The organism is Alistipes sp. (genome assembly GCF_048465635.1).
In the GTDB taxonomy this organism is placed as follows: domain Bacteria; phylum Bacteroidota; class Bacteroidia; order Bacteroidales; family Rikenellaceae; genus Alistipes.
Genome location: NZ_DBFWLF010000004.1, coordinates 115,032 through 137,237 on the forward strand (window position 1 = coordinate 115,032; position 22,206 = coordinate 137,237).

15 protein-coding genes and 1 other RNA gene are annotated in these 22,206 nt (G+C 57.6%); 12 read left to right on the forward strand and 4 right to left on the reverse strand.

Features of this window, described 5'->3' with window-relative positions:
• Window position 1: 1 nt before the first annotated feature.
• On the forward strand, window positions 2-1,729 hold the full coding sequence (locus ACMO9O_RS00465) for a hypothetical protein (protein ID WP_418981655.1): 1,728 nt from the start codon (window positions 2-4) through the stop codon (window positions 1,727-1,729).
• A 994-nt stretch (window positions 1,730-2,723) separates the two neighbouring features.
• Here ACMO9O_RS00465 and ffs read toward each other — a convergent pair.
• An RNA gene (gene ffs, locus ACMO9O_RS00470) (signal recognition particle sRNA small type) lies at window positions 2,724-2,822 on the reverse strand.
• A gap of 90 nt (window positions 2,823-2,912) precedes the next feature.
• Entirely contained in the window at window positions 2,913-3,509 is a 597-nt protein-coding gene (locus ACMO9O_RS00475; RefSeq protein ID WP_418981656.1) for an acyltransferase, read from the reverse strand.
• A gap of 218 nt (window positions 3,510-3,727) precedes the next feature.
• Between ACMO9O_RS00475 and mltG the strand changes: the two genes are divergently transcribed.
• The 10 genes from mltG (at window position 3,728) to ACMO9O_RS00525 (ending at window position 17,212) form a co-directional block, all read left to right on the forward strand.
• Window positions 3,728-4,699 (forward strand): endolytic transglycosylase MltG, encoded by a 972-nt coding sequence (mltG, locus tag ACMO9O_RS00480; RefSeq protein WP_418981657.1) that lies wholly within the window; start codon window positions 3,728-3,730, stop codon window positions 4,697-4,699.
• Between the two features lie 20 nt (window positions 4,700-4,719).
• A complete protein-coding gene (locus tag ACMO9O_RS00485) occupies window positions 4,720-5,316 on the forward strand; it encodes an L-threonylcarbamoyladenylate synthase (protein WP_418981658.1) in 597 nt (198 codons plus the stop codon).
• A 21-nt stretch (window positions 5,317-5,337) separates the two neighbouring features.
• Window positions 5,338-5,907 (forward strand): DUF4199 domain-containing protein, encoded by a 570-nt coding sequence (locus ACMO9O_RS00490; protein ID WP_418981659.1) that lies wholly within the window; start codon window positions 5,338-5,340, stop codon window positions 5,905-5,907.
• 7 nt (window positions 5,908-5,914) lie between these two features.
• Window positions 5,915-6,871, forward strand: coding sequence for a glycosyltransferase family 2 protein (locus ACMO9O_RS00495; protein ID WP_418981660.1), 957 nt, complete (start codon window positions 5,915-5,917; stop codon window positions 6,869-6,871).
• Between the two features lie 23 nt (window positions 6,872-6,894).
• Window positions 6,895-7,359, forward strand: a complete 465-nt coding sequence (locus ACMO9O_RS00500) for a DUF4293 domain-containing protein (protein WP_418981661.1) — start codon at window positions 6,895-6,897, stop codon at window positions 7,357-7,359.
• A gap of 256 nt (window positions 7,360-7,615) precedes the next feature.
• Window positions 7,616-11,017, forward strand: coding sequence for a DUF5689 domain-containing protein (locus tag ACMO9O_RS00505; protein ID WP_418981662.1), 3,402 nt, complete (start codon window positions 7,616-7,618; stop codon window positions 11,015-11,017).
• 102 nt (window positions 11,018-11,119) lie between these two features.
• Complete coding sequence (locus tag ACMO9O_RS00510) at window positions 11,120-12,349, forward strand: DNA/RNA non-specific endonuclease (RefSeq protein ID WP_418981663.1); 1,230 nt, start codon at window positions 11,120-11,122, stop codon at window positions 12,347-12,349.
• Window positions 12,350-12,367: 18 nt separating this feature from the next.
• Complete coding sequence (locus ACMO9O_RS00515; protein WP_418981664.1) at window positions 12,368-13,402, forward strand: endonuclease/exonuclease/phosphatase family protein; 1,035 nt, start codon at window positions 12,368-12,370, stop codon at window positions 13,400-13,402.
• A 36-nt stretch (window positions 13,403-13,438) separates the two neighbouring features.
• Window positions 13,439-16,168, forward strand: coding sequence for a carboxypeptidase-like regulatory domain-containing protein (locus ACMO9O_RS00520; RefSeq protein WP_418981665.1), 2,730 nt, complete (start codon window positions 13,439-13,441; stop codon window positions 16,166-16,168).
• 27 nt (window positions 16,169-16,195) lie between these two features.
• Window positions 16,196-17,212, forward strand: coding sequence for a DUF5689 domain-containing protein (locus tag ACMO9O_RS00525; protein ID WP_418981666.1), 1,017 nt, complete (start codon window positions 16,196-16,198; stop codon window positions 17,210-17,212).
• Window positions 17,213-17,478: 266 nt separating this feature from the next.
• Here the strand turns inward: ACMO9O_RS00525 and ACMO9O_RS00530 are convergent, their stop codons facing one another.
• Complete coding sequence (locus ACMO9O_RS00530) at window positions 17,479-17,751, reverse strand: hypothetical protein (protein WP_418981667.1); 273 nt, start codon at window positions 17,749-17,751, stop codon at window positions 17,479-17,481.
• Window positions 17,752-18,239: 488 nt separating this feature from the next.
• Here ACMO9O_RS00530 and ACMO9O_RS00535 point away from each other — a divergent pair, with 488 nt between their 5' ends.
• Entirely contained in the window at window positions 18,240-19,016 is a 777-nt protein-coding gene (locus tag ACMO9O_RS00535; protein WP_418981668.1) for a class I SAM-dependent methyltransferase, read from the forward strand.
• A 329-nt stretch (window positions 19,017-19,345) separates the two neighbouring features.
• Here the strand turns inward: ACMO9O_RS00535 and ACMO9O_RS00540 are convergent, their stop codons facing one another.
• Window positions 19,346-22,174, reverse strand: a complete 2,829-nt coding sequence (locus ACMO9O_RS00540) for a M16 family metallopeptidase (RefSeq protein ID WP_418981669.1) — start codon at window positions 22,172-22,174, stop codon at window positions 19,346-19,348.
• Window positions 22,175-22,206: the final 32 nt, after the last annotated feature.

Sequence of the window (22,206 nt, forward strand, 5' to 3'; positions counted from 1 at the left end):
GATGAAAAGAGTGCTGATAGCTGCCGCCCTTGTCGCGGCGATGCCCTTGACGGCGGCCGCGCAGGTCGAAAAGCAGGTGGAGGTCACCAAAGCCTACGTGCCCAGCGTGGAGCGCGCGGCCAAACTGGCGATCGAGCCGGACATGACCGATACGACCCGCATGCGGCCCGAGATCGACTACACGATAACGCCGCTGTCGCTGCGCACGGCGTTCGAGCTTCGGCCGATCCGTCCCGCGACGGTGACCTACTGGCAGTTCAACCGCCCGCTGCCGTTCTACCTGAAGGCCGGGGCAGGTTATCCGCTCAACTCGGTGCTCGATTTCTACGCTTCGAGCCAGAATCCCGGAACCGGCTACGTGATGGCCTACCTCAACCACGAAGGCCGCTATGCCGATTTGCGCAACGACTTCGGGGTGAAGAACAACGCGACGCGGATGACCAACCGGGTCGGAGCCGCGGCGGGCAAGTACCTCGGGCGGCACGTGCTGGAGGGCGACCTTTCGTACGAGAACCGGATGTACCACCGTTACGGGGCCTATTACGCGCCGGAGGCCGATCTCCCTGTTCCGGCGCTTCCCGGCGCGCTGATCGACTACGGCGACGCGAACGTGTCGGTGCGGCTGGGCGACGAATTCCGCGACCTGAGCCGCTTCAACTTCGAGATCGCCCTGCGCGGCGGCATCTTCTTCGACCACACCTCGTGGACGGATGACCGGGATAGGGCCCGGCAGACGACGTTGGGGGCGAGCGCCCGCATCGCGCGCGGCTGGGGCCGCCACCGCTTCTCGCTCGCGGCGGGGTATGAGCGGCTGGCCGGGCAAAAAGCCCTCTCCGACTTCCGCGAACAGCTGTTCCGCGCCGGGGTGCGCTACGGTGTCGAGGGCGATTTTCTGAATATGGAAGTGGGAGTGGACTACTGCCATGACAAGATCGACGGCGCTGCGGCCGGGAATTACATCCTGCCCTTTACGCGGCTGGACATCAACCTCGGAACGCCGGGGCTGCGGCCTTTCGTCGAGGTCGACGGGCTGGTGCACCAGAACAGCTACCGCTCGCTGACGCGGCAGAATCCCTACTTGCAGCCAAAGACGACGGTCGACAAGAGTTCGGTCGACTACGACGGCCGCTTCGGGATTCAGGGCAGCTTGTGGCGCGAAAAGTTCTCCTACCGCGTTTATGCCGCCTTCTCGATCCATGACAACCATATCTACTGGTATGGGATGGGGTTCTACGATCCGGGGCAGGAGCGGTTTCTCGAGGCGGCCACGCAGGTGCTTCCCGAGCTGGCCCGGCAGACGGTCACTTCGTTTCACGGCGAGCTGGAGGCGCGTCCGCTGGACGCCTTGCGCATGACGCTGGGCGTGCACGGGTTCATCTATAACAACGACTCCCCGTTGGGGGACGGTGCGCCCAAGTTCCGGGGCGATCTGGGCGTGCATTACCAGGGGCGCAAGGTCTCTTTCGGGGTCTCGGCCGCGGTGCAGAGCGTCCGCAAGTGGTCGATCGTCGACCGCATCCCGACGGGCGATGCACAGGAAGCGCCGTATCGGGAGACGTTCGAAGCGCCTTTCGCCGTCGATCTGCGGGTTAATTTCGACTGGAAAGTGTCGGGTGGGGTAGCCCTCTTCGCCGAAGGCCGCAACCTGCTCAACCGCCGGTTGTACGAGTACCCGTGGTATCCCGAGTACGGAGCCAACTTTACGGCAGGGGTGAAGCTGGCGTTCTGACGGGGGGGGAGCTGTCTTGTGTGTTGCCGAGGCATGGCTGCTCGGTTTTGCGGCTCTTCGAGCCGTGCGGGCCGTCCGGTTTGTCTTTTTTGGGCTTTCAAGCCGGCTGTCTGATTCGTTTTGTCCGGTTTTCGACCTTTTAGGTCGCGGGCCGCAGCCTCCGGGCGCGGAGGCGCATGAAGATAGTCGCACCGGATGGTCGTCGGTCTGACCAACATAAGCACGATTTCGATCGCCGAACCTCGCGGCGTGCCGCCGCGCATACAAGTTTGACCCACCCCTAAATCCCCTCCTCGGAGGGGACTTGTGTCCACCTGCGGCGGAAAGGGTGCTGGGGAAGGTGGTAAACATTCCTTTCCATGCGGCTTGATGCAGCACGAGCTATATTTGGTTCGTCTGATTTTCGACCTTCAGGTCGGCGGGCCGCAGCCTCCGGGTGCGGAGGCCCGCTTAACGCGCCCCTCCTCAGGCTGCGTCCGAAAACAAAGCAACTCTTCCAAATCATTTTAGTGCGGCGCATCGCGCCGCACCTGCTCGCGCACTTCTGGAAACGGCGGGACTTGCGGTTGTCCGCCGCCGAGCGCCCGGAACGGGCGTGCGATATGCTTTAGCTTTCGTGCCCGTTCAGTGAGGCGGAGGACAGACGCCCGCCGTTTTCTGCGTGCGCGGTTCTTTCGCCCTTTCTTTTAAAGAAAGGGCAAGAGATTCGGTCGAAGAACCGCGGAGCATTCAGTTTGCCTTGTTTTCGGCTGTCAAGCCGGCGGGCCGCAGCCTCGCCCCGCGAAGGGCCGCTTATCGCGCCCCTCCGCAGGCTGCTTCCCGAGTAGGATAAACCAAATCGCCAGTAGGAGACTCATTTATTGCTCCCATCCCCTCTTCGTAGGCTACATCCCACTATCCCAACCCTCTCTCTTGACGGGACATATTGCACCCACTGTAAAGGCAAACGAAAAAAGGGTGGATCGCCCGACGGCTTTCCACCCTTTGTAACAAAAAAGGGTGAGCTCCTTATATCGCACCGCTACGACCGCATACCCTTGCTCGATTCCTCGCCTGGGGGATTCTGCGGGAGCTGGTCGTATAAGACTCACCCGGGTGCAAAAGTAGAAATTTTTTGGTTTATCACCAATTATTGAGCGAAAAATATCCGGTCAGGTCGTTTTAATTTTTTCAGCCATCTCTTTTACCTCGATGTACGGATAATTGATTGTGGGGAAAGTCGTTTTTCTATCGGATATAATTTCTTTTCATGTTCTAAAATCTGGGATTCACTGAACCTGTATTTGAGGATTCGGGCTGGAACTCCTCCGATGATCGAGTAGGGCGGGCAAGACTTGGTCACTACCGCTCCGGCAGCGATCACTGAGCCACGGCCGATTGTGACGCCTTTTAGAATGGTTACATTTGCTCCCACCCACACGTCGTCTTCGACGATCACCGATGCATCGTTCTCGGGTAGCTTTTCAGAGGGTGATGTGATGAATTTTCCGATGCGGTCGATGCGATGGTCGCCCGTAATGATCGTGGGGCGTGGCCCGAATATTACATGATTGCCGATGATCAGTTCTGCTTCCGTGCAAAATAGGATACTTCCTTTGGGTAAGCTGGAATCATCGCCAATGCTGAGATTATACAAACCTTTGAAATCGGAACTCCCAGGTCGTAAATTGACGTTCTTTCCGCAGTATTTCATGCTTCTTTTGTAAAAACAGCTCAGGATTTTGTCAAACAAGTACGGGACTGACAGGAATACCTTCACTCCTATTACGGCTGGTTTCATGGATGATAAAAGTTTTGGTAAATTTTTTTTAAAGTTAAGAAATTCATTTTGTACTGTCAATTTATTCAGCAGAAAAATTGAAAACTTAGGTCGGATATCTGACTGTTGCGGTTTTTGATGGGGCATTCAGGGCCGGTTATTCTGGGTTTTTATTACTTTTGTAAAAAATATTCGGAATGAATAGAAAAGTCGTGCTTGGGATTACAATAGCGATTTTTATGCTGTGTGTAATAGCCGGATGGGTAGTGTGCCTCCAGTTCTACGGAAAAGCCGTGCACGAGGAGCGTGATCTGTATATCGGTTCGAAAACCGACTATCGGGGCGTCGTGGATTCGCTGCGCCCGTCACTGCGCCACCGCGCCGCGTTCGATGCCTATGCGCGCCGGATCAGGCTGGCGGAGACCTTCAAGCCGGGCCACTACGTGCTGCGGCCCGGCATGAGCGTCATCGAGGTGGCGCGCATGCTCAAGCTGGGGTTGCAGACCCCTGTGCGGGTGACGATCAATAACGTACGCACGCCGCAGCAGCTCGCCGGCAAGCTCGCCCGGCAGCTCGACGCCGATTCGGCCTCGCTGGCCGCGGCGCTGACCTCGGGACGGATCGCCGCCGAGGCGGGTTTCGACAGCGTGACGCTCTTCTCGATGTTCATCCCCGACACCTACGAATTTTACTGGACGGTCTCTCCGGAGGAGCTGGTGCGGCGCATGAAGCGCGAATACGACCGCTTTTGGACCGAAGAGCGCGATGCGAAGCGCCGCCGCAGCGGGCTGAGTCGGCTGGAGGTGATGACCCTCGCCTCGATCGTCTACGAGGAGACGCGCAAGACGGACGAGATGCCCCGCATCGCGGGCGTCTACATCAACCGCCTGCGCCGCGGCATTCCGTTGCAGGCCGACCCGACGGTCAAGTACGCCATGCAGGACTTCGGTCTTCGGCGCATCCTTCACCGCCACCTCAAATTCCCCTCGCCCTACAACACCTATGTCAATAAGGGGCTGCCGCCCTCGCCGATCTGCATGCCCGGACGGAACGCCATCGATGCCGTGCTCGATTTCGAGGAGCACGACTATATCTTCTTCTGTGCGCGGCCCACGTTCGACGGTTACCACAACTTCGCGCGGACGCTCCGCGAGCACAACGCCAACGCCCGCGCCTATGCGAAGGAGCTGAACCGGCGCAATATCAAATAATTTTCGTATATTTGTCGTCCATGCTGACGAAAATTTATGCGGAAAACCCCTCGGAGCGGGAATTGAAGCGGGTCGTGGATGCGCTGGAGCGCGACGGGCTGATCGTTTACCCGACGGACAGCGTCTACGCCCTGGGGTGTTCGCTGCGTTCGCCGCGCGCCATCGAGCGCCTGCGCCGCATCAAGGGCAGCGGCGAGCTGGCCGTGGTTTTCGACAGCATCGCCGGGGTGGCGGAGTACTGCCGCGTGGACAACGCGGCGTTCCGCATCCTGCGGCGCAACCTGCCGGGGCCGTTTACCTTCATCCTTCCCGCTTCGTCGCGCATCCCCGACAAGGCCCTCGGCAAGCGCCGGACCATCGGCATTCGCATCCCCGACAATCCGGTGGCGTGCGCCATCGTCAGCGCGCTGGGGTGTCCGCTGGTCACCACCTCGGTCAAGGACGACGACCAGGTGGAGGAGTATACGACCGACCCCGAACTGATTCACGAGCGTTACGACCGCGAGGTGGCGCTGGTGGTCGACGGCGGCATGGGCGACGTCGTACCCACCACGGTGGTGGACCTCACGGGCGAGGAACCCGAAATCCTGCGCGAGGGCAAGGGTATTTTCAGTTGATCCAAAACAATTTCAAGTCCTATGGAAAACAGCTTATTCTGGAAAAAAGCGCTCCGCGGCGGTGCGATCGTCGGCCTGCTGCTGGCCGTGTCGTTCATGCTCGAAACGCGGATGATGCTTGCCGGCAGCTTCGGGCTTTACGCCCTGGAGTGGTTCCTCGTCGCCGTACTGCACTACTACCTGCTGCACCGCTTCACGCGCAGCTACTCGGCCACATTCCCGGTGGAGGAGGGCTTTCGCTTCGGCCGCGGTTACGGCTTCGTCCTCTCGATGTCGGTCGTGGCGGGCGTCATCGTCGGGCTGGTGCAGTACCTCTACCTGCACCTGTTCATCGGCTATGAGCACTATACGGGCCGGGTCGCCGACGCGCTGACCGAAATGCTCTCGCGTGGCGGCGGCGTGCCGGCTTCGATGGAGTCGGTCATCTCGCAGTCGATGAAGCAGATCGAAAACGCTCCCGAACCCTCGTTCCTCAGCACCGTGTGGGCCGGAACGTTCTCCAGCCTGCTGTTCGGGCTGCTGTTCGGCCTGATCATCGCAGGCGTTCTTTCGCGGGCGCCGCGTCCTTTCGACGAGCAACCGGAAGCGTAGCGCGAGGATGGACAGGCTCGACATATCGGTCGTCGTACCGCTCTACAACGAGGCGGAGTCGCTTCCCGAACTGGTCGCCTGGATCGACCGCGTGATGCGCGAAAACCGCCTGTCGTACGAGGTTATCCTGATCGACGACGGTTCCGACGACGGTTCGTGGACGGAGATCGAAGCGTTGAAGGAGCGCTATCCCGCCGTGCGCGGCATCGGCTTCGCCCGCAACTACGGCAAGTCGGCGGCCCTGTATTGCGGCTTCGCCGCGGCCGAAGGGGAGGTGGTCGTCACGATGGACGCCGATTTGCAGGATTCGCCCGACGAGATTCCCGCCCTGCGCCGCATGATCCTCGACGAGGGGTACGATTTGGTGTCCGGCTGGAAGAAGCGGCGCCGCGACCCCGCGGGCAAACGCTGGCCCAGCAAATTCTTCAACTGGACGGCCCGCCGCGCCTCGGGCATCCGCCTCCACGACTTCAACTGCGGACTGAAAGCCTACCGCCGCAAGGTGGTCAAGGCGATCGAGGTCTACGGCGAGATGCACCGCTTCATCCCCATTCTGGCGCGCAAGGCCGGCTTCCGCCGCATCGGCGAGAAGGTCGTCGAACACCGCGCCCGCAAGTACGGCCGCTCGAAATTCGGGCTGGAACGCATGCTCAAGGGGTATCTGGACCTGATTACCGTTCTGTTCATGTCCCACTTCGGCCGCTCGCCAATGTATTTCTTCGGCGGGCTGGGCACGTTGATGTTCCTTTTCGGCGGCGGCACGACCGTGTGGATCATCGCCGCAAAACTCTGGAAGCAGGCGCACGGACTCGCGCTTCGCCCCGTTACGGACCAACCGCTGTTCTATTTGGCCATGCTGGCCGTCGTATTGGGCGTGCAGCTGTTTTTGGCCGGGTTTTTGGGCGAACTGGTCAACCGGGGATCGAGCGATCGCAACAAGTATTTGGTCGATAAGACTTTGTGAAACGACAACCGTTTTTTGTCAATATGATACAACGTATCCAAACCGTTTATCTGCTGCTCGTTACGGCGTTGATGGCCGTGACGCTCTTCACCCCGCTGGCGTGGTTCGCCAGCGATGCGGGCGAATTTCGGCTCTACGCGTTCGCACTCAGGGACGTCGAGGGCGCGGACGTGCAGTCCACATTATATATGGGTGTGTTGCTGGCGCTGGCGTGCGCGCTGCCGCTGGTGACCGTTTTCCTCTTCAAGCGCCGCCTGCTCCAGATCCGTCTGTGCGTCGTCGAGATGGTGCTGCTGGTGGGTGCGGTGGCGATGGAGGCGGTCTACTACTTCCTCAGCTGGCGCGTCTTCTCCGACATGACATTCCATACGCAGGGCTTCCGTCCGGCCATCGCGCTGCCGCTGGTCTGCCTGCTGTTCGCCTACCTGGCGGCCCGGGCGATCTTCCGCGACGAACTGATGGTGCGTGCCGCCGACCGAATCCGCTGATACAACGCCCCGTATACGATCCGGGACATGCGCCATAAGGCCGTGTTCCGGATCGGTTTCCTTTCGAAAGCCCTCTTCCGACGGCTGGGCGCAGAGGTAAATCCGTCTTTTCGACGTATGAAAAGAATGTTACAACGCTTTGCTATTCCGGAAAATAATTTTAACTTTACGCCACATTATCCCTTTTAAGTGTGGATTTGTAAGTTTCTTTAGCAATATATTAAATTTTTTTAATCTATTTACTAATTTTAGCTGTATGAAAAAATCAAAACTTCTGATGTTGTTGTCCAGCGCGGTCATGCTGTTTGCCGCGGTGGGAGTGACCTCCTGCGTGGATGACAACGATGATCTGGGTATGCCTTATCTGGAGGTTTCACCTACGACGTTGAAATTCGATGCCAACGGCACGGCTGTAGGCGCATCGGAATTCGTGGTTAAGAGCAATCGTCCCTGGACGCTCGATATTCCCGCCGAAGCTCAGTGGGTTCGTCCGTCGGTCACTTCGGGCGAAGGCGACGGAACGGTTTCGTTCAACCTGTTCGCCAGCAGCATCGCTCAGAGTGCCGAGCTGACGTTCTCGCTGAAGAACTCCGCCGGGTTTGCCTATATGACCCAAAAAGTTACCATCGTGCAGGGCAATGTCATCCCGACCGAGACGATCTTCAACGAGACGTTCGGAACCGCGGCTGTTGCAAGTCCCTGGCCGACGGTAGACACCTACAAAGATTGGGGTACTACCGGCGAGGGTATTGCCGATGTTACTTTCTCCGGTACGAACACCTCGATCCGTAACTCGGGCAAGAGCAGTTCGGGTGCATACGACGGGGCTTCCGGTCCCAACGTGCTCTTCTTCGGCGCTGCGCCTGCAACGTTCACGATCCAGAATATCACGCTTAAGGCCGATCAGACCAATCTGCGTCTCACTTTCGGCGGCCAGTTCTACGACGGGTCGAAGAACGACTTCCCCAAAGAAAATATGATTGTGTCGCTGAGTGCTGACGGAACGAATTTCGTGCCTATCGAATACTCGGTCAATGACGGCGATCAGAAGGAGCCTTACTGGGTACTTGCTTCGAAAGACTTCACGTTGCAGAACGCCGTTTCCAAACTCTTTATCCGCTTTACGACGGAGAACGTAAGTTCCGCATACCGTCTCGATGACGTGCGCCTGACTACGGGCAACGGAGGCGAGGTGATCGATCTGGGCAAAGTGGTGCTTGGCGTCACCACCAAGCAGCCCGAGAATGTGACTGCTACCGAAGCTACGCTCGCTGCGAGCCTCTCGTCCACCGAAGGCGTAACGGCAGCAGGTTTCCAGTACACGCCCAACGCGGCTTCGATCGACTGGACGGCCGTTGCCAAAACTCCGGCGGATGCAGTGGCTGCAACCTTCACCAAAGCCGTGTCGGGCCTTACGACCGGTACGACCTACGCCGTACGCGCCTATGCAACTACCGCCGAGGGCGATACCTACGGTAATGTCGTAACGTTCACCCCCAAGGGAGGCCCTTCGGGCGATGAGATCATCACCGATTTCATTCAGGAGAGTACGTATCCGGCCGGTTTCCCGGCAAGTTCTTCGGATAAATTGGTCGACGCGCAGTCTTTCGTATTCGACGGTGCGACCTATACGCTGGCCGGAAGTTCTGACGGCGGATATTACCGTGGTAAAGAGTATAAGGGAGAGCGTTTTTACCTGATGATCGGTAAAAAGGGAGCCTATATCGAACTGCCTGCGATGGCTGATAAGGCGCTGACCTCGGTAACGTGCTTCGTCCCCGGTGCTGCTTCGTCCAACGTGATGGTCGGCGTCAGCACGGCCGACGGCGTAGATGTCGACGGCGGTGCAGCGATCAAATGGGAGTATCAGGATGGCGGTTCTTCCACAAACCTCGTCGATCGCACCTATGTCTATAACCTGAGCGGTACGCAGGCCAATACGAAATATCGCCTCTATATTACGGCCGCTGAGGGTAAGTCCTACAATGCTCAGATCTATACGCTGACGCTCAAGTACGGCCAGGGCGGCGGCGAAGAGAAACCGTCGATCACGCCTGCAACAGCTAAGATGGAGTTCGATGCTGCGGCCGATGCTACGGGCAAGACGCAGATTTATGATTTGAAAAACGCTACGGGCCTTACGCTCTTCGCCGATGTGGCCGACAAGACCAATTTCTCGGCAGAGGTCGAGAACGGCAATACGGTCCGTGTCAAGACGCTGAAAGCCAATGACGGCGCTGCCCGCACGACGACCGTGAATGTCTATCTGGCAGAAAATGCAAGCGGTGAGAAGAAAGCCACCGCTACGATCAACGTGACGCAGAAAGGCCAGTCGTCCGGTGCGGTGGCAATCACCATTCCGGAGATCAACGCCCTGATCAAGCCTGCAACGACCAAGGCCGTGCTCGATGCTGAAAACGACCGTGTTTTCGAGGCGATCGTCATGAACGACGTGGCCGGCGGCAACTATTCGTTCAACAACCTGATCCTGGCGACCGAAAACTCGACGGCAGCCGGCAACGGCGTGACGCTGTACGGCAGCCAGGTTGAGCCGTCGACTCTGGGGCTGAACAAGGGCGACAAGGTGCGCGTGACGCTCTACAAAGAGTTGGCGCAGGTTATGAACTACAACGGTATGTACGAGGTGACGGGCGACAAGGATGCTACCTGGTGCAAGGTAGAGAAGATCAGCTCGGGCGTCAATATTCCCGTTGCAACCGTCACCCCCCCCCAGCTCGCTGACTATCAGGGTATGGCTGTCACCGTCAATAACGCGACCGTAGCTGCTCCCGGCGTTTGGGCCGTTGCCGATAACATCAGCTCGCACACCTTCTCGGCAAGCGGGACCGAGTTTGCGGTCTTCTGCAAGAAGGGCGCTACGGCGTTCCTCGACAAACCTTACCGGGCCGGAACCGGCAATATCACGGGTCTTGCTGCCGTGAACAGCAACAAGGGTCAGCTCGTACCGCGCGATATGGCCGACGTGGCCGCATTCAATCCGACCGCTCCGACGATCACTTCGCTCGAACCCGACGCGCTGAACTGGGGTTCGGCCGAGACCAACGCCCAGACCATCTCGGTCAAGGGTTCGGATATCGACGGCAAACTCTCCTGCACGCTCAGCGGCGGCGCGGATTCGAAGTTCACCGTTTCGGTTTCGGGCACGACGGTAACGGTCACCCCGAAGGGGACGAACGAGACGGCAGCCGATTTCACCGAGACGCTGACCGTGACGGCAGCCGGCGGAAACTCGCTGACCGCATCGCTCAAGCAGGCCAAGAAGGGCAGCGGCGGCGACAAGACGCTGGAGATCAACTTCTCGGCTCAGGGCTGGGCTAATCAGACAGCTGTCGAGACGTTCGAGGCTGCGCCTCTGACCCTCAAGTTCGCTTCCGGCGGCAATCAGAATCCCCCGAAATATTACACCTCGGGAACCGCTCTGCGCATGTACTCCAAGAACACCATGACCATTACCGGTGCGACCATTACCAAGATCGAGTTCACGTTTGTCGATCGTGACGAGCTTACCGTTACCACGGGTGTGCTCGAGGGTACGGTTTGGACCGGCAGTTCGGACAACCTCGTATTCACGGTAGACACTTCGAATACCAAATCGCAGGCCCGAATCCAGAAGATGGTCGTTACTTACACGGAATAGTTTTATTCCGATCCGGACAAGCCCGCTCCCGGCAGGAAAACGCCTGCCGGGGGCAGGTCGTCTGAAACAAAGCGCTTTTTTGTACTTTTTTAGTTTCGAATGATGTTGATACACAGAATGATAACGTCCGTCTGCCGGATTTGTGCCGCGGCGGCGCTGACCTCGGCCCTGATGACGGCCTGCAGCAGCGACGAAGGAGGCGGCGGCGGTTCCGAGAACTCGGTGCGTTTCGACCCTGCCGTGACCATCGGTACGAATCAGGGAACGGCCGTGCTGCTTATTTCCGGTAACACCGGCACGCCCTGGGAGGCTCGGGTCGTTTCGGGCGGCAACTGGGTTTCGTTCGACCTTGCGGGCGCGCAGTCGCGCACCGGTACGGTCGGCGAGACGTGGCAGAGCCGCGAGATCCCGGTCTATTACCAGACCAACAATACGGGTGCGGAGCGGCATGCGCAGATCGCGTTCACCTTTGCCGGCGAACAGCCGATCCTGCTCGATATGACGCAGTACAGCCCGGGACAGAATGTTTATCCGACCAACAACGTGAAGACGTGGCCGGAGTTGCCGGCTTACAAGGACGGCAGCGACCTGATTTACGTCACGCATCTCTGCCCGGTCCTCAACCAGTTGGAAAACAAGACGTATACCGGACGCAACTACACGATGTGTTTCGACAGGACCAAATACGCCGCATGGTGGGTCGCTTATCCCATCCACAAGGCGTATCTGGGTTCGGGACGCCCCGAACCCGATCCGTGGGCATTCGATCCTAAATTCTCTTCCGACTGGCAGGCCAATGTCATTTATTCCAGTTATAAAGGCAATTATGACCGCGGCCATCAGATTCCCAATGCCGACCGCAATGCCGATCCCTACGGATTGATGTGTTACCAGACGTTCTATGTGTCGAACCTGACGCCTCAGAACTCCACGCTCAACCGCGGAAAATGGGCCGATCTGGAGGCGATGGTCCGTAAGTGGGAGTGCTCGGATACGCTCTACGTGGTGACGGGAGCCTGGTGGGACAAGAATCCTTCCACGGTAAGCAACGGCAAGGGTGAGGGGGCTTATCCGCTGCCCGATTACTACTTCAAGGCGGTTGTCCGGACGGTCAAGGGGAATATCCGCACGAAGGGCGACCTGCTGGGCAATTACGATGCGAGCCAGCTCAAATCGCTCGGGTTCTGGGTGAAGAACGCATCCGGGCAGGGCGATGCGAAGCAGTGGGCGACCAGCGTGGCCGACCTCGAGCGCAAAACCGGCTTTACGTTCTTCCCGACGATCCCGGCCGCTGTCAAGGAGCAGACCGAGACCAATTCATGGGGCTTGTAAAAACTTAATTTCCAACCGATGAAAAAACGACTGACAATCACTTTGCTGCTGGTGGCTTTCATGGCCGTCTGCTTCGCGCAGAAACCCTACAAGGTGATGTTCTACAACCTGGAGAACTTCTTCGACACGATCCACGATCCGCAGGTCTACGACCAGGAGTTCACTCCCGAGGGACCCAAGCAGTGGAATTCGGCCAAATACTACAAGAAGCTGGGCAACATCGAGCGCGTGCTCTTCGACATTTCGGCTTTCGACCGGAACTATCCCGCCGTGATCGGCGTTTCGGAGGTCGAGAACCGCAACGTGCTGGAGGACATCGTGGCTACGCCGAAGCTGGCTCCGGCCAACTACCGCATCGTGCATTACGATTCGCCCGATGCGCGCGGCGTGGACGTGGCGTTCTTCTACCGGCCCGACATTTTCAAGCTGGAGGGCAGCTTCCCCGTGAAGACCGACGTTCCGACACTTCCCAACTTCCGCACGCGCGACATTCTGACGATGTGGGGCACGATCGAGGAGGAGCCGTTCTTCTTCATGGTGGCGCACTGGCCTTCGCGCTTGGGCGGCAAGGACGCTTCGGAGTTCAAACGCATCGCCGTCGGCGAGCAGATGCGCCGGATCGCCGACTCGGTGCTCAGGATCAACCCCGCGACCAAGATCGTTGCGATGGGCGACTTCAACGACGACCCCACGGATCGGAGCATCGCCGAGGGGCTGGGAGCCAAAGCCAAGATCAAGAATCTGGAGAAGGGCGACTTTTATGCGCCGTTCACCGACATGCTGAAGGCCGGGCTGGGCACGCTGGCATACGGCGACGCCTGGAACCTGTTCGACAACATCGTGGTGACCGAGAACCTCGCCACCGGCTCCGAAGGCAAGCTCAAACTGCAGAAAGCTCCTAACTCGAAGTTCTACGGCAATATCTTCAAGCAGTATTACATGGTTCAGAAGGAGGGCTCGTTCCGCGGTTATCCCCTGCGTACGTACGTGGGCAACAATTTCCAGGGCGGATACAGCGACCACTTCCCTGTATATATCTATTTTGCCAAATAAATACTTAAATAATCTATGAAAAAAGGTCTACTGATAATGTTGCTGTCCCTGGTGACGCTCGCTGCTTCGGCGCAGACGGGCGGTATTACGGGCAAGGTCGTTTCGCGTGCGGGCCGCACCCCGCTCGCCGACGTGAAAATTACGATGACTCCGGGCGGCGCGACGGACGTCTCGGACGCCGTGGGTAGCTTCTTCTTCGAAAACATCCCCGACGGAGACTATACGCTGCGCTTCGAAGCTGCCGAGTTCGAGCCGCTGAACATCGCCGTGCGCGTGAAGGGGATCGTCCGCGAGATTCCCGCCGCGGTGATGGTTCCCGCCGCTCCCCAGCAGGTGCTCGACGACGCCGTGTTCGCCGAATTCGACATGGAGAGCGCCAACGACGCGCAGGCGCTGCCTTCGTCGCTGTCGGCTTCGCGCGACGTATTCAACAACATCGCTTCGTACAAGTTCAGCGAGATGCGCTTCAACGTCCGCGGTTACGATTCGCAGTACCAGGACGTCTACATGAACGGGATCCAGCTCAACGACGCCATGACGGGCTACACGCCGTGGTCGCTGTGGAGCGGTCTGAACGACGCTACGCGCAACCAGGAGGTCACCACCGGTCTGGTCGCTTCGGACGTGGGTCTGGGCGGCATCGGCGGTACGACCAACATCAATACCCGTCCGTCGCAGATGCGCAAGGGACTGCGTGCGAGCCTGGTGAACGGCAACTCGATGTACCGTTTTCGCGCGATGGTGACCTACGCCTCGGGCTATCAGGACAACGGCTGGTCGTACGCCTTCTCGGTGTCGACCCGTCAGGGCGGCAACTCCTACGTGCAGGGCGTCTACTATAACGCTTTCGGTTATTTCGCCGCCGTGGAGAAGCAGTTCAATCCGCGTCACCGGATCGGGCTGACGCTGCTGGGCGCTCCCACCGAGCGCGGTGCGCAGCAGGCTTCGACGCAGGAGGCTTACGATCTGGTAGGCAACAACTACTACAACCCCAACTGGGGCTGGCAGGACGGCAAGCGCCGCAACGCCCGTGTGCGCAACAACCACGAGCCGCTGGCGATCCTCAACTACACGTTCGACATCACGGACCGGTCGAAGCTGGACATCGCCACCTCGCTGCGCTTCGGCAAGAACGGCTATTCGGCCCTCACGTGGCAGAACGGTCCCGACCCGCGTCCCGACTACTACCGCTACCTGCCCAGCTACTACGGGCTGAACACGCAGACGGGCGCCGATCTGGAAAACTTATGGCTGGCCAACTATAAGGAGATCAGGCATTTCGACTGGGATCGCATGTACCAGACGAATTACATTCAAGACCGCGAGTCCGATCTGAAAACCTATGGTCCCGGCCACCGTTCGAACTACATGGTCGAGGAACGTCACACCGACCAGCTCGACTGGAACCTGATCGCCAACTTCGCGCACATCTTCCGCAACAACTCGAAGATCGCCGGCGGTCTCTCGCTGCGCCGCAACCGCACGCACTATTACGACGAGGTGAAGGACCTGCTGGGCGGCGACTACTGGGCCGACATCGACAAGTTCGCCGAGCGCGACTTCGGTTCGAACGCCATCGCCTATCAGAACAACCTCGACTACTACTTCGACCACGGTCACGCGCATGCCGCGAAGGTGGGCGACAAGTTCAGCTACAACTACTTCGCACACGTGCTCCGCACCAAGGCTTGGGCTTCGTACAACATGACTTTCGGCGGTTTGAACATCATCGTCGGCGGCGAGGTGGGCTATGCGAAGCTCTGGCGCGAGGGTATCTGGCGCAAGGGTCTGTTCCCCAACAACTCGAAGGGCGACTCCAAGAAGCTGGATTACCTGACCTACCGGGCCAAGGGCAACTTCTCCTACAAGTTCTCGGCGGCGCACCGCGTGGAGGCCAACATCCTCTACATGCAGGAGGCTCCCGAGTTCCAGGCGGCGTTCGTTTCGCCCCGTACCCGCAACGACATCACGCCCGGCCTGAAGGCCGAGCGCGTGCTGGGCGTCGACGCTTCGTACAACCTGCGCTGGGGCGATCTGAAAGCCCGCGTTTCGGGATACTACACCCGCATCTACGACCAGTCGAAGGTCATCTCCTACTACGACGACGTGGCTTCGACCTACACCAACTTCGCCATGAGCGGCATCGACAAGCTGCACTTCGGTCTGGAGGCGGCCGTATCGATTCCCCTCTACAAGACCCTCTTCCTGAACGGTGCGGTCAGCTGGGGCCAGTACACCTACGACTCGAATCCCTACTACGTGCAGACGCAGGACAACAGCCAGCTGCTCGTATCGAGCGGCCGCGTCTACTGGAAGGATTTCCGCGTGGAGAGTACGCCGCAGACGGCTGTGAACGTCGGCCTTTCCTACCGCAGCAACAACAACATCTACCTGTCGGCCGACTTCAACTACTACAACAACATGTATCTGTCGATGAACCCGATCTACCGTTCCGACGCCGTGCTGACTCCGGGTGCTACGTCCGCGTCGATCGCCGATCTGCGCCATCAGGAGAAGTTCAATTCGGCCTATACGCTCAATGCCAGCGTCGGCAAGAACTGGTACATCCACCGCAAGTACACGCTCGGATTCAGCCTCGAGGTGAAGAACATCCTCAACGACCAGGACATCCGCACGGGCGGTTACGAGCAGATGCGTCTGCGTGAGAACGAAGAGACGACCTCGACGACCTACGAGAAGTTCGATTCCAAGTATTTCTACATGTTCGGAACCACTTACTACCTCAATGTCTATTTCCGTTTCTAACGACAGAACAAATTATAGAAGATAATTATGAAAAGATTATTTAGCATACTCTTAGCCGCTGCCGTCGGTTTGTTCTTCGTTGGTTGCTACAACGATCTGGACAATCCCGGAGCGGCCAAGATCTACACCGACGCGGATTTCGCCGATATGGAGTACTGGTCGATCAAGGATATCAAGGACAAGTTCATTGCGGCCAATCCGAGCTATACGAGCAACAACGGCGGCGTTTACAAGATGGTCGTGCAGGAGAACGCCTATACGCGCGGCAAGGTCATTTCGAGCGATGATACGGGTAACGTCTATAAGACTATCTACATCTACGACGAGCAGACCCAGCGCGCCATCGAAGTGAAACTCAATACGGACAACTACCTCTTCTTTCCGATCGGCTCCATGGTCTACGTGACCCTGAAGGGGCTGGTGCTCGGCAATTACCGCGGTATGATCAGCATCGGAACCTATTCGGACGATGCGAAATACGCCAACGGCAATATTCTCTTGCCGTTGTTGATCGAGGAACATGTCCATCCGGGCGTTAAGATCGGGATGACACCGGCCGACACGCTGGTGGTCAACAGCACGAATTACAACACGCTCTCCGATAACGATCTGGGCCGTCTGGTCCGTTTCGAGGACATCACCAGCGCTTACGGCAAGACGAAGTGGGGCTATAAGAACCGCTTCCCCAACTACTTCGCCAACTCGACCTCCTACGACGAGGACACCAACCCCGATTGGGAGATCTGGAAGAAGCCGACCTGGTCGCTCAAGCGTCAGATCTCAAATCCGGATCAGGGTTTCAGCGAGGTTTTCTACTTCGGTTCGACGCTGGTCACCTATACCGGCATCAACAGCACCTCCGTGGAGGGCAACTACGTAATCCGCACGAGCGGCTATGCGAGGTTCCGCGAGCAGCCGATACCCGCAGACGGGGAAAAGGTCACCGTTACGGCACTCTACACCAAGTTCACGGGTCCCGCCGGACAGAATCCCGCCTATCAGCTGGTCATCAACTCCGCTTCGGACGTGGTAAAGTCGAACTAAGCGATCTTATCCGATTATTCATGAAGCAGCCGCCTTTTCGGGCGGCTGTTTTTTTGTTGGGGGGGGCGAAGAGAGGCAGGGTTTGGGTTGGTCGAATTTCGTATGACTGACTGGGAAAGCGGTTGAAAAACTTTACGGACGGTCGGTGCGGTTGCGGGTGGACTGTCGTTAGGGGTGCGGGGAGGACTGTCGGTCCTGGTGCGGGTGGCCTGTCGGTGGGGTTGCGGGGTGGCCTGTCGGGGCGGATGCGGGGCGGACGGATGCGGTTAATGCCACAAACCCCAGTGGTTGAGCGGGGCGGGTAAGGAGAGAAACCAAAATGCCCCGCTCTTTTTAGGTTTGAAGTTCTCTTGTTCCGCTTTGGCCTGTTTTGCCTGTTCGGCCAGCTTTACCTTTTTGTTCAGTTCGTCGATCGTGGTTTTACCCAATGCCAACTGAACGCCGACAACCAGGAAGCAGATCATATAAACTACCGCAATAGCTGCAAGGTAGAGTGCTACGAGACCTAACGCAATTATGATGAGATAGATTAAAATCATGATCCGGCAGCCTAAGTTTCGACAAAAACAAATAATCTATTCATTTTCTTCAATGCGGAAACGTTTTTCCGATGTACATGCGCATGCCCGTTGAATCAGTAGAAGATTTCAATTACACCTCTTGATTAATAGACATTTAGACAAAAGAGAGACACAATGGGTAACGGTACAGAAATGAGCGAAATGCTTTCGCCTGCTATATTTTTCCATTGCTCCAAATAACTCTTGTGCAAAGGTAATATATATTTTATTAGCACCGAATTTGCTATGAAACAAATTGTTATGTATCTTTGCAGCGATGACAAAAACAAATAAATCGGATCTGGTTTAGTAAACAATCTGCTCATCTAATGCAGATTGTCCTTTCGTTTACTCTCGGATATTCTTTCTGAGAATGATTTTCATGTATTTACATTTCAGTTTTAATCTGCGTATAATGACGGAAGTATTGTTATGCTTTCTGCGTGTATGCAAAACGCATTAAGAAAATGAGTAACGAAAATAAAACAATCCACGAATTCGATTTCAGTCTAATTTGCGAATACTTCTCAAATGTAGAACGTCAAGGGCCCGGAAGCCCCGAAGCAACGATTAAGGCGTTAAGTTTCATTGATAATCTGACCTCGGAGTCTCGTATCGTCGACCTTGGCTGCGGAACAGGCGGACAAACCATGACACTTGCACAAAACGCACCGGGACAGATTATGGGAATAGACCTCTTTCCTGATTTTATCAGTATATTCAACCGGAATGCCCATGCACTTGGTTTGTCTAACAGAGTCCAAGGCATTGTCGGCTCAATGTTGGAGCCTCTGCCTTTCGAGAGAGAGACTTTAGACTTGATTTGGACGGAGGGATCTATCTATAATATTGGTTTTGAACGAGGTGTGAATGAGTGGCGGCAATATCTAAAGACGAATGGTTATATCGCTGTGTCTGAAGCCTCGTGGTTTACGGAGAAATGTCCCGATGAAATCTATAACTTCTGGATGGCACATTATCCCGAAATAGATACTATTCCTAACAAAGTCGCACAGATACAACGTGCAGGCTATGTTCCTGTTGCCACCTTTATCCTGCCGGAAAACTGTTGGACAGAGCACTATTTCGCTCCATGCAGCAGGATTCAAGAGGCATTTCTTCAGAAACATTCAGGAGACCAAACCGTCAAAGAACTTATTGCAGGTCAACGCCATGAAATGGCGTTGTACCAGAAATACAAAGAGTTCTACGGATATGTGTTTTACATCGGTAAGAAAATTTAACAACTATCAGGTAGATTGTCATCAAAGACAGTCTATCTGTATAACAACCGAAAATCGGGATAGCTCTAAGAGGATAGTGTCCGGGCAGGTGGCATGGCCGGCTGATCGGATGGGGAGGGGATTGGACCATCGGTATTGGGCCGGGTCGGGACAGGTCGAGATAGGTTGAGCCGGGCCGGGCGGCCGGGAAGTTTGCCGCCATTTCAGTGGAAAATAATACGGGTGGGAGAGAGGCAGAGCCTCCCCATCTCGTTATCTGTTCAAAAAAGGCAGCCCCCGACGGGGGCTGCCTTTTCGTTGGGGAAGCGATCCGCTTCCGGCAGAGTGTGTTACTTCGTTTGGGCGGGTGCGGGGCGCATCACGACCTGAACGAGGTTGTTGTCGGCGAGGATCTTTTTGGCGAGCTGCTGCACGTCGGCGTTGGTCAGCGCCTTGAGCGTCTGTTCGTACTCGCCCAGGTAATCGAGCCCGGAGCCGTACTTGGCGCGGATGTAGTTCAGCCAGCCCGAGTTCTGCTCGAGGGTGTTCTTCCAGTTCTTGGCGAAGAACTCGCGCGACTTCTCGATATCCTCGGTCTTGGGACCGTTGGCGGCGATCTCCTCGATCTCCTTCATCACGATCTCGCGCAGTTCGTCGGCCATCTCCTCGTTCGTGTCGAACGCGATGTCCATCGTATAGGTCTCGGTGGGAACCCACTCGGTCGAACCCCATACCTGCACGCCGTACGTGCCGCCCTTCTCCTCGCGTACCGAGATCAGGTAGCGCGAATTGAGCGCCTGCGTCAGCAGCGTGAGGGCCAGCTTGTTCTTTAGCGTGTAGGGCAGGTCGCCCGAGAAGAGGTAGTGAACCGAAACCTTGGGCTGCTGCATGGAGGCGGTGAAATCCTCGCTGACGGCTCCCTTGACCGGACCGGACTTGTCGTCGACGGCCTTGAGCGGAGCGCCCGTCGTCGGGATCGAGCCGATATACTTCTCGACCAGCGGCTTGAGGGTCTCCAGATCGACGTTGCCCACCAGGTAGAAGGTGAAGCTGTCGGCTCCGGGATAGAGCTTGGCATAGAGACCGGGCAGCTTGGCGAAATCGAACCGGTCGATGATCTCGTTGGAGAGCATCTGCCGGCGCGGGTTGTGGCCGTAGGCGATGTCCGTGAACTTCTCCTGCATGATGTAGTCGGGGTTCGACTTGGCGTTGTCCAGCTGGGCGCGCACCATCTTGATGACCGTGTTGTAGTCGTTCTCGTCGAAGCGCGGCTGCGTGAAATTGAGGTAGAGCAGCTGGAACATGGTCTCCAGGTCCTTGGGCGAGGAGACACCCTTGATGGTGGTGGTGTAGTTGGCCGTCGAGGGCTGTACCGACACCGATTTGCCCGAAAGCTGCTTCCGCAGCTCCGTAGCGGAGAACTTGCCGACGCCCGACATCGAGTTGATGGCCGGCATCATTTCGCCCATGTAGAACTCCTCGTCGCTCAGGATCGAGAGACCGCTGATCGACTGTGCGCTCAGTATCACCTCGTCGGCCTTGTAGGTGGTGGGTTTCACGACGACCTTCACGCCGTTCTTCAGCGTCCACTCCGTCGTGCCGAGCACCTCGTCCTGTGCCGTCTTGGCCACGGGCGAACCGGCGAGCACCACGTCCTCGGGGATCAGCGGCTCCTTGACCACGTTGTCCTCATAGGCGGCGATCTCCGAGCCGGCGACCTTCTCGCGGATGGCGAGAATCTCTTCGGCGGTCGGGTTGACGATCCCCTCCTTCTCGGGAGCGGTGATGAAGATGACCTGATTCTTGGGATAGATGGTCTGCTGTGCGAAAGCGTTCACGGCATCGACGTTGACCATCTTGAGCAGCATGCTGTCCAGCTTCCACTCGGTCTCGGCGTCGGGCATGGCCTGGTTCTTCTGGAAGTTGTCCAGATAGGTCTGCACGTATTCGCCGTTGGTGCGGTCGTTGCGGTTGGCGTACTGGCGCTCGGCCTGACGCATCAGGTTGTCCTGTGCGCGTTCGAACTCGCCCTGCGTGAAGCCGTAGCGGCGCACCTTCTCCATCTCGGTGTAGAGCGCTTCGAAACCCTTGGCGATCTTGCCGTCCTGCGTGGCGGCCATGTAGGTCGTCGAGTTGAGCGTCGGCATGATGCCCAGATCGCCCGAATCCATCATCGCGCCGAGGAACGGTGCGTCGGGTTTCATGGCCAGCTCCTGCAGGCGGGCGTTCTCCATGGTGGTCATGTAGGACTGGATGATGCCGAGCATTTCGCCGTAAACCAGGTTGTTGACCTGCTTGGGCATGGCGGGGCGCTTGACGAAGAGCTGAATCTTCGAACCCTGCATTTCGGGGTCGGTGAAGATGTTGACGATCGGCTCCTCGTTGTCGGGAATCGTAATCGGCTCCTTCTGCGAGGCGTCGGCGGCCGGCGCGGGAATGTCGGCCATCAGCGTCTTGATCTTGTTCTCCACGGCATCCACGTCCACGTCGCCGACGATCACGACGGCCTGGTAGTCGGGGCGATACCACTGGTGGTAGAAGTCCTCCAGCTCTTTGTGCTGGAAGCTCTTCAGCCCGTCGAGATAGCCGATCAGGTTGCGGTGCTCGTACTTCGAGCCTTTGCCCAGCGTCTTGAGCAGCTGCATGGTCGAACGCCAGCTCGCGCCGTCGCGCGTGCGCAGCTCCTCCATAATGACGCCGCGCTCCGAGTCGATCTCGTCAGGCTCCAGCGCGATGAAGTGCGACCAGTCGTGCAGCACGAGCATCGCGCTGTCGATGATCCCCTCGCGCGTGGTCGGTACGTCCTTCATCATGTAGACCGTCTGGTCCCAGCTGGTTCCGGCGTTGAGGTTGTAGCCGAACTTCACGCCGACCGTCTCCAGATACTCCGTCAGCATCTTGCCGGGGAGGTTCTTCGTGCCGTTGAAGGCCATGTGCTCGAGGAAGTGGGCGAGGCCCTGCTGCGCATCGTTCTCCTGGATGGCTCCCACGTCGTGCAGGATGTAGAAGTCGGCCTGGTTCTTGGGTTTCTCGTTGTGACGGATGTAGTAGGTCATTCCGTTCTCCAGTTTCCCGGTGCGGACGGCCTTGTCGGCCGGAATCGGCGACATGGGGTCCATCTGGGCCGTGGCGCTGCTCAATGCGAATATCGCAAGGAGCACAAACGTTAGTTTTTTCATAGGCTATTCTTAATTGGTAAGGTTTTTTTGAT